This is a genomic window from Granulicoccus phenolivorans DSM 17626 = NBRC 107789 = JCM 15570, from assembly GCF_000423085.1.
GTDB lineage: Bacteria > Actinomycetota > Actinomycetes > Propionibacteriales > Propionibacteriaceae > Granulicoccus > Granulicoccus phenolivorans.
On sequence record NZ_AUHH01000046.1, the window covers coordinates 22,667 to 30,769 of the forward strand.

The following is an 8,103-nucleotide window of genomic DNA, read 5'->3' on the forward strand; positions in this document are numbered from 1 at the left end:
CTCAGACCAGCCCGCGCGCCAGGAGGCCGTCGGCCATGTCGGTGATCGAGGCCGCGGCGCTGATCGGCGTACGCCCGAGCAACTGCCGGGCCAGCGTCGCGTCCAGGGTGGGCCGGTAGCCCAGCTCGGACACGTTGGCGCGCACGTCCCCGTCGAGCAGGGCGTACGCTCGGATCAGCCAGTCCGGAGCCCGCCAGCGCGGCATCCGGCGGGCGTACGCCGGGTGCGCGGCGGCCAGGATCCGGCCGATGCCGTAGATGTCGACCGACTCGAAACTGGTGGGGATCCGCTGTCCCGCCGCGGCGGGATCGGTCAGCGCGGCGACATGGACGGCGGCGGCATCCCGTACGTCGACCACGTGCAGGCTCAGGTCGGGTGCCACCGGGAAATTGCCGCGCAGGAAACGCAGGATCGTTGCCCCGGAGGTGCCGGGGTCGTCGTCGAGGGTGGGGCCGGTGATGAAGCCGGGGTTGACCGCGGCGAGCCGCGTGGGTTCCTGGGCGACCAGGTCCCAGGCGCGCCGCTCGGCACGGGTCTTCGATTCGGCGTACGCGGTCTTCGGGCCCGGGTGCTCGTCGATCCAGTCCGCGGCGCTCAGGTGTGGCTTGCCGTGCCGGCCGCGCCCGTGCGAAATGGTCACGCTGGAGGAGGTGAGCACGATCCGCTCCACCCCGGCGGCCAGCGCGGCACCGATCGCGCGTTCGGTGCCCTCGACGGCCGGTCGGATCAGGTCGTCGCGATCGCGGGGCATGGTGGTCACGAAGGGGGAGGCCGCGTGCAGCAGGTAGCGGGCGTCGGCCATCGCGTCGGCCCAGCCCGCGTCGCGGGTCAGGTCGAGGGCGACGAACTCCAGCCGGTCCACCGGCGTCCCGGCGTCGGCCAGGGCGGCGCGGATCCGGTCGGCCCGGGCAAGATCGCGCAGCGATCCCCGGACCCGATACCCCGCCTCGAGGGCGGTCCGGGCGAGGTGGCTGCCGAGGAATCCGGTGATCCCGGTCACTACGATGAGGTCGGACATGAGGTCTCCTGGGGAGTTCGGGGGTGTCCACGACTTACGATATGAACGATAATCGTTCAGTTCGTTCAATTGCAAGGGGGTGTGATGGCCAGGCCTGATCGCGCGGAGGCGATCCTCGCCGCCGCGCAGGAACTGTTCGTCGCCCGTGGGTTCCGGGCGACCACGATGGAGGCGATCGCGCGCGCTGCCGGGGTCGCCAAACCGACGCTGTACGCCCGGTTCCCGGACAAGGAGACCCTGCTGCGGGTGATCGGCGAGCGCGTGGTCAGCCAGGCGCGCGACTCCTTCGCCGCTGCGTTGCGCGAGCCCGGCGACCCGGTCGAGCGGGCCCGGAGCGCGCTGCGCACCAAGTACCGGGCCATGGAGGCGCTGCTCGGGGATTCCCCGCATGCGCTCGAACTGCACGCCGAGTTCGCTCGGATCGCCCCGGAGACGATCACCGACCTGCACCGGCTGGCCCAGGAGAACCTGACGATCCTGCTCACCGAGGCCGGGGTGAGCGACCCCGCCGAGCGGGCCGAGGTCGTTCTGGCCGCGGTCGACGGGCTCCGCGAACGGATCGCCGACCAGGAGAAACTGGTCCGCCTGGTCGACTTCACCGTGGCGAAACTGCTCGCCTGAACCCGAGGGTGTCAGCCGATGATCACCTGCCCGTCAGCGCGGTATTCGATGGAGCCGCCCTGGAAATCCGAGCGCCACCCGCCGGGGACGACGTACTCGTCGCTGATGGGAAAGCCGAGCCGGGAGCGCTCGTAGCCGAGCCCTGCGTACGTGTCCCGGATCCCGCCGTGGGTTTCGTGCGCCCCGGTGGTGGGGGACCAGAAGATCGAGCCGCTGCGGAAGTGGTTGTAGTAGCCGGTGTTCCCTGCGGTCGGGGCCTCGTCGGTGGCCGGATACCCCAGGGGTGAGCGTTCGTAGCCGAGGGCGGCGTACTTGGCCCCGATGGCGCCGTGGGTTTCGTGTGCGCCGGTCGTGGGGGACCAGAAGATCGAGCCGGTCTCGAAGTGGTTGTAGTAACCGGACCGGTCCCCGGTCGGGGCCTCGTCGGTGGTCGGGAAACCCAGGGCGGAGCGTTCGTAGCCCAGCCGGCGGTACGCATCGCCGATTCCGCCGTGGGTCTCGTGCGCGCCGGTGGTCGCCGACCAGAAGACCGAGCCGCCCTCGAAGTGGCTGTAGTAGCCCGGACGCGGGGCGGTCGGGGCCTCGGAGGTGATCGGCAGGCCGAGCGGACCGGTCTCCCAGCCCGTTCCCGCCCAGCGCTGGTAGATCGCACCGCGCACGCTGTGGGCCTGCCCGCCGGGCACGCGCTGGTAGATCGCGCCGTTCTGGAACCGGTTGAACAGTGCCCGCCCGTCGGGGGTGGTGAGTTGATTGCTGGTCGGGTAGCCGTGCGTCCCGCGTTCGCTGCCCAGCGCGCTGTAGGTATCGCCGATCGGACCCAGCACCAGCGAAGCCGGGGTCTGCGGGCTCCAGAAGATCCGCGGCCCGGCCACGCCGGCGGTGCCGGCGAAGGTGCTGTAGCGCCCGGCGCCGTCCGCGGTGGGGGTCTCGTCGCTGGTCGGGGCGCCCAGGCGCGCGCGGCCGCCCTGCGCCAGATAGGTGTCCAGGATTCCGCCGCGCACCTCGTGCACCCCCGATCCGGCCGAGGAGTGCAGTTGGCCATGCTGGTACGCCTGCATCCGCCCGTCACCCAGGGCGATCTCGGGTCCGATCGGAGCACCCAGCACCGTGCGCAACGCCGGCTCGGCCGCATAGCGCCGGGTGATCTCGGACTCGAAGGTGGCGGTGAGGGTCACGTCGGCGTCGGGCATCCGCAGGGTTCGCACATTGGCGCTCGCCCCGTCGCTCCATCCGGTGAACGTCGCATTCCCGTCCAGCCGGGCCGGCACGGAGAGGCCCGCGTCGCTGCCGACGGTGATGCTGCGAGTGGACCCGACCATCCCGTTGACCGAGAACGGGACGTCCATGTTGCTGGTCAGAGTCAGCGTACGCAGCTTCGGCCGGGCGACCCAGCTGCGCGACACCGTGGCCCCCACCGAATCGGTGGCCTCGGCCCGGATGATCATCGTGGTGCTGTCGCCGTGATCGACGAACGGGGCCACGTACTGCGGCCCGGTCGCACTGGCGCCCGGATGCATGTGGCAGTAGAACTCGCCGGTGCAATGGCGCAGCGTGGTGGTCCAGGTCACCGGCAGGGGAGCGGCCTCGTCCGGATCGGTCACCGTGGCCTGCAAGCGGATCTCATCCCCGACCGCGAACAGGGTGCTGTCGGGTGGGGTGGTCAGGTCCAGCCGGGGCGAGTGGTTCGCCGGGTACACCGTGAGGGTCCGGGTCACCTCGGCGGCCAAGTAGGTGGCGGTGACCCGGGCGGCGTACGGCCCGGCTGCGGCGTACTCGTGCGCGACCGTGGCCGCGGGGCCGGTCACCTCGGGGGTGCCGTCGCCGAAGTCCCAGCGGTACGCCCCGGGCACCTCGGTGGGATCGGCGGAGGTGGCGGTGAATTCCACCCGGCCGCCGGAACCGGAGGGAGTGGTGGCGTACTGCACGCTCAGGTCGGGCGCGGCGGCGCCGTATCGGATCCGCTTGACCTTGCCGGAGGCAATGTCGGCGAAGGTGACGTCGCCGTTGGGGGCCGGTTTGAACGAGACCGGTGCGCCGTCGGTGGTGGAGAACTGCGCCAGCTCGGAGACGTCGGTACCGGTGTCGTTGATCCGCAGGGTCATCACCTTGCCGCCGGAATAGTCCCCCCAGAAGTACGTGCCGCGGTACTGCTGGGGATAGTCCGTGCCCTGGTAGACCATGCCGCCGGTGACCGAGGTGCCGATGCCGGCGCTGCGGTTGTAGGAGAACAGGGGGAGTTCGGTGCCGGCGCCGGCGCACTCGGCCATGTCCCGGTATTCCGGCGTCGGGTTGGGGCCCTCGAAGCAGGGCCAGCCGTAGTTGCCGCCGGGGCGGACCACGTCGATCTCCTCGGTGGTGTTCCAGCCGACGTCACCGACGATCGGCAGATTCAGCGTCGGATGCATCCGGACCCGGAACGGGCTGCGGAAGCCGGTGGCGTAGACCCGGCTGCGCCAGCTCTGCGGATTCTGCGCGTCGTAGTAGGGATTGGAGGTGACCCCGGAGCCGTCGGAATTGATCCGCAGCAGTTTCCCGTAGGGCTGATCCGGGTTGTAGGTGTCGAAGCCCCGTGGTTCGGCCCGCTCATAGCTGGTGTAGTCGCCGACGGTGATCCACAGACTCCCGTCCGGACCCACCAACACGTCGGTGGTCACGTGGACGGTGTAGCGCATCGGCACCGACACCAGCCGGGTCTCCGCGCCCAGGCCGACCGGTTCCCCGGCGTTGTTGAGTTGCACCTGCCAGCGGCTGACCACGTGCTCATCGATCCCGTTCGCGCGGTTCGCCCGTACGGTGTAGATCGCCGGGGAGGTGGCGTAATCGGCAGCCAGAGCCACCGCGGTCAGGCCGGAATCTCCGTTGGTGGGTGTCACCGCCGTCAGATCCTTCACCGTGCGAACGGCGCCGGTGGCTGAGGTCCAATTGATCTTTCCGGACTTTGCGGCGCTGAACCAGCCGCCCTCCGGGGTGAACTCGAAATCGGTCAGGTCATATTGACCGATACCGGTCGGCAGCGACGTGACGCTGAACCCCGCGGGGACAGCGGCCGATGCCTCCCGTGGCAGCGCTGTCACCCCGATCGGCACGAACAGGGCCATGATCAACAGCAGCTTCGTGACACCTTTGACCCGACGCACCATGTCGTATCCATCCCCCGGTTGATGGTCCATTGATCGGTAACATTGGCAGATGATTCTGGGGACATAAGGGATATTGCAAAGGTGTCGCAAAGGTTCTTTCCGGAGTGTGCCCTCGGGGGCGTCGGCGGTACGCTGGGTCTGCGGTGGAGCCCGACCCGCCCAACGATTTGGCGCATCGGGAGGGCTCGGATATGATTTTCCGGTTGCCGGTTCGGTCCTTCGAACCAGCATTGTCACCATCACCATCAGTAACAGGAGAGCACCAGTGGCTGCCGTATGCGACGTGTGCGCCAAGGGACCGGGCTTCGGCCACAACGTCCCCTGGTCGAAGAAGAAGACCAAGCGGCGCTGGAACCCGAACATCCAGCGTGTGAAGGTCGTGGCGGGTGGCACCTCCAAGCGGATGAACGTGTGCACCTCCTGCCTCAAGGCCGGTAAGGTCGGCCGCTGAGCCCCGCCCCGAGACGCCTGTCCGAGGACCCGCCCGTGTGGGCGGGTCCTTTTTTCTTCCCCGGGCACCGGTTAGGGTTTCGCTCATGTATCGGACCCCGGCGTACCAGGAGCTGACCCGGCCGCTGGCGGAGGTACTGGGGGCCAAGACGGCCACCGAGTTCGAGGCGCTGCGGGTCTACACCGTCGGTGATCTCGTCCGCCACCTCCCGCGGCGCTACTTCGGCGGCACCGAGTCCTCCAACCTCGGCGAACTGCAGATCGGTGAAGAGGCCGCCGTGGTCGCCTTCGTCGGCCGGACCTCGGTAGCCTGGGGCGCGCACCCCCGGCTGACCGGAACGATCACCGACGGCCGGGCCGTGCTCCCGGTGGTGTTCTTCGGCCGTCAGCACAACATCACCTGGTGGCAGCAGGTGCTGCAGGAAGGCCGGCGTGGCATCTTCGCCGGGAAGGTCACCTCTTTTGACGGCCGGCCCCAACTGACCAACCCCGACTTCGTCGTCCTGGGACCGGAAGGGGAGATCCTCGCCGGGGCGCAGAAGAACTTGGCGATGGCCAGCACCGCCCGGGCCGGCATGATCAGCGTCTATCCCGCCACCCGCAAGCTGAAGACGTGGGCCATCGCGGAGTCGGTCGCGCTGGTGCTGGATCTGCTGGCCGAGGTCCCCGATCCGCTGCCCGCAGCGATCCGGGACGCCGCCGGTGTTGTCGATTTTCAGACCGCGCTGCGCGGGGTGCACCGGCCCTCCCGGCGCGAGGACGTGGCCGCCGGGCAACGCCGGCTGCGGTTCGACGAGGCGTTCGCGGTGCAGGCGGCGATGGCGTACCGACGGGTGAGCAGTGCCTCCCAGCCCGCCACCCCACGGCCGCGGCGGACCGACGGGATGATGGCGGCCTTCGATGCCCGGCTCCCGTTCACCCTGACCGAGGGGCAGGAGCGGGTCAGCGAGGAGATCTTCGCCGATCTGGCCCAGTCCCATCCGATGCACCGGCTGCTGCAGGGCGAGGTGGGCTCGGGCAAGACGCTGGTCTCGCTGCGCGCCATGCTGGCCGTGGTCGACACCGGCGGCCAGGCTGCCCTGCTGGCCCCCACCGAAGTGCTCGCCGCCCAGCACTACCGGACCATCGTCGATCAGCTCGGGGACCTGGCCGGCGCCGGGACCCTCGATGCGGCGACCGACGCGACCCGGGTGACCCTGCTGTCGGGGTCGATGGGGGCGGTGCGCAAGAAGAAGGCGCTGCTGGAGATCGCCTCGGGGGAGGCCGGGATCGTGATCGGCACCCATGCCCTGTTGGCCGACCGGGTGCAGTTCGCCGACCTGGGGCTGGTCGTGGTCGACGAGCAGCACCGCTTCGGGGTCGAACAGCGGGCCGCGCTGGCCGCCAAGGCCGACACCCGCCCGCACCTGCTGGCGATGACCGCCACCCCGATCCCGCGGACGGTCGCGATGACGATCTTCGGGGACCTGAACGTGTCCACCCTGGCCCAGGTACCGGCCGGGCGCTCGGAGGTCACCACCACCGTGGTGCCGGAGGACAATCCGGCCTGGTTGCGCCGGGTCTGGGAACGGGTCGCCGAAGAGGTCGCGGCGGGCCGGCAGGCGTTCATCGTCTGCTCGCGGATCGCGGAGAAGGACACCAGTGCCGAGGCGCTGGCCGGGACCGAGGAGACCGCCGGGATCGTCCCACACACCGTGGAGGACCTGTACGCCGAACTCGCTGCCGGACCGCTGGCCGGGATCAGCATGGAGAAACTGCACGGGCAGCTCTCCGCCGAGGACAAGGACGCCACGATGGCCCGGTTCGCGGCCGGGGAGACCGCGGTGCTGGTCGCGACCACGGTGATCGAGGTCGGGGTCAACGTGCCGAACGCGTCGGTGATGGTGATCTGCGACGCCGAGCGGTTCGGGATCTCCCAGTTGCACCAGTTGCGCGGCCGGATCGGGCGTGGGTCCCATCCGGGGGTGTGCATGCTGCTCACCCAGCTGCCGGCCGAGGCCCGGGACAGCCCGGCGGCGCATCGGCTGGTCGCCGTCGCCGCGACCCGGGACGGCTTCGCGCTGGCCGACGCCGACCTCGAGCAGCGGCGGGAGGGGGACGTGCTGGGCGCCACCCAGTCGGGGCGTCGCTCCAGCCTGCGGCTGCTGCGGGTGCTGGACCACACCGAACTGATCGAGACCGCCCGGGACGCGGCGACCGCGTGGGCCGAGCGGGACCCCGACCGGACCGATCCGGGGATCGCCGACATCGTCGCCCAGATCGAGGATCAGGCCGCCGCGGACTGGCTGGATCGGGTGTAGGCGTACCGTTTCCCGCGATGGCTGGGGAGGTGGACCCGCTTCCTGCGAGGGCGTCGGCGACCCAGCGACTCCAAAGGTGATCTCGCACCTGGTGGAACACGCGCGGGACGCTGTTTCCGTCGCGTCGCGACTGGCTCCGTCGCGTCGGCATCGTTGCCGACGCGGGCAGGTGTCCGCCGGGGTCAAGTCCGGCCGTGCCGGCGCCTGATCCGGGCGGCTGGCGGTCCGTCCCGCGATGCGAGTGAGGACGCAGCGACCATCACCGCACAGGACTTGACCCGGGGCGGGCGCTCGGCCGAGGCGCCGTGCGGTGGGGGCTGGGTCGCCGGCGGCGGGGTGGGGGAGTCGATCAGGACGAACCTGACAGGGAGATGACATTCGTTGCGCAAAACGGCTCGAAATGGGGCTGTTGTGCAAACTGGTGCTGCCTGTCATTGGCGGGGTCAAGTCCGGCGGGTGTCAGGTCGCTCGTGGCGCCACTGCCGGCGATCGCGCGGGTTGAGTTCGGTGGCGCGGGTTGAGTTCGGTGGCGCGGGTGCTGCAGGGGCCGCGGGCCGGATCCGGACCTGCGAGC

General features: G+C 70.3%; 5 protein-coding genes. 3 read left to right on the top strand and 2 right to left on the bottom strand.

Annotated features, from left to right (window positions below; translation table 11 throughout):
• Nucleotide 1: 1 nt before the first annotated feature.
• Complete coding sequence (locus tag G531_RS0115830; protein WP_026927979.1) at nt 2-1,018, bottom strand: NAD-dependent epimerase/dehydratase family protein; 1,017 nt, start codon at nt 1,016-1,018, stop codon at nt 2-4.
• 84 nt (nt 1,019-1,102) lie between these two features.
• On the opposite strand from G531_RS0115830, the gene G531_RS24845 reads away from it, so the two are divergent.
• A complete protein-coding gene (locus G531_RS24845) occupies nt 1,103-1,639 on the top strand; it encodes a TetR/AcrR family transcriptional regulator (protein WP_051215599.1) in 537 nt (178 codons plus the stop codon).
• 11 nt (nt 1,640-1,650) lie between these two features.
• On the opposite strand, the gene G531_RS0115840 is transcribed toward G531_RS24845, so the two are convergent.
• Nucleotides 1,651-4,809, bottom strand: coding sequence for a PQQ-dependent sugar dehydrogenase (locus G531_RS0115840; RefSeq protein ID WP_162143187.1), 3,159 nt, complete (start codon nt 4,807-4,809; stop codon nt 1,651-1,653).
• Between the two features lie 235 nt (nt 4,810-5,044).
• Between G531_RS0115840 and rpmB the strand changes: the two genes are divergently transcribed.
• Together rpmB and G531_RS0115850 are read left to right on the top strand one after the other, a co-directional pair.
• Entirely contained in the window at nt 5,045-5,230 is a 186-nt protein-coding gene (gene rpmB, locus G531_RS0115845) for a 50S ribosomal protein L28 (protein ID WP_026927981.1), read from the top strand.
• Nucleotides 5,231-5,315: 85 nt separating this feature from the next.
• The gene (locus G531_RS0115850; protein ID WP_051215600.1) at nt 5,316-7,529 is read left to right on the top strand and encodes an ATP-dependent DNA helicase RecG; all 2,214 of its coding nucleotides are present in this window, start codon (nt 5,316-5,318) and stop codon (nt 7,527-7,529) included.
• Nucleotides 7,530-8,103: the final 574 nt, after the last annotated feature.

Coding starts and splice junctions, on each gene's coding strand:
- G531_RS0115830 (WP_026927979.1), bottom strand. CDS start 1,018: ATGTCCGACCTCATCGTAGTGACCGGGATCACCGGATTCCTCGGCAGC.
- G531_RS24845 (WP_051215599.1), top strand. CDS start 1,103: ATGGCCAGGCCTGATCGCGCGGAGGCGATCCTCGCCGCCGCGCAGGAA.
- G531_RS0115840 (WP_162143187.1), bottom strand. CDS start 4,809: ATGGACCATCAACCGGGGGATGGATACGACATGGTGCGTCGGGTCAAA.
- G531_RS0115850 (WP_051215600.1), top strand. CDS start 5,316: ATGTATCGGACCCCGGCGTACCAGGAGCTGACCCGGCCGCTGGCGGAG.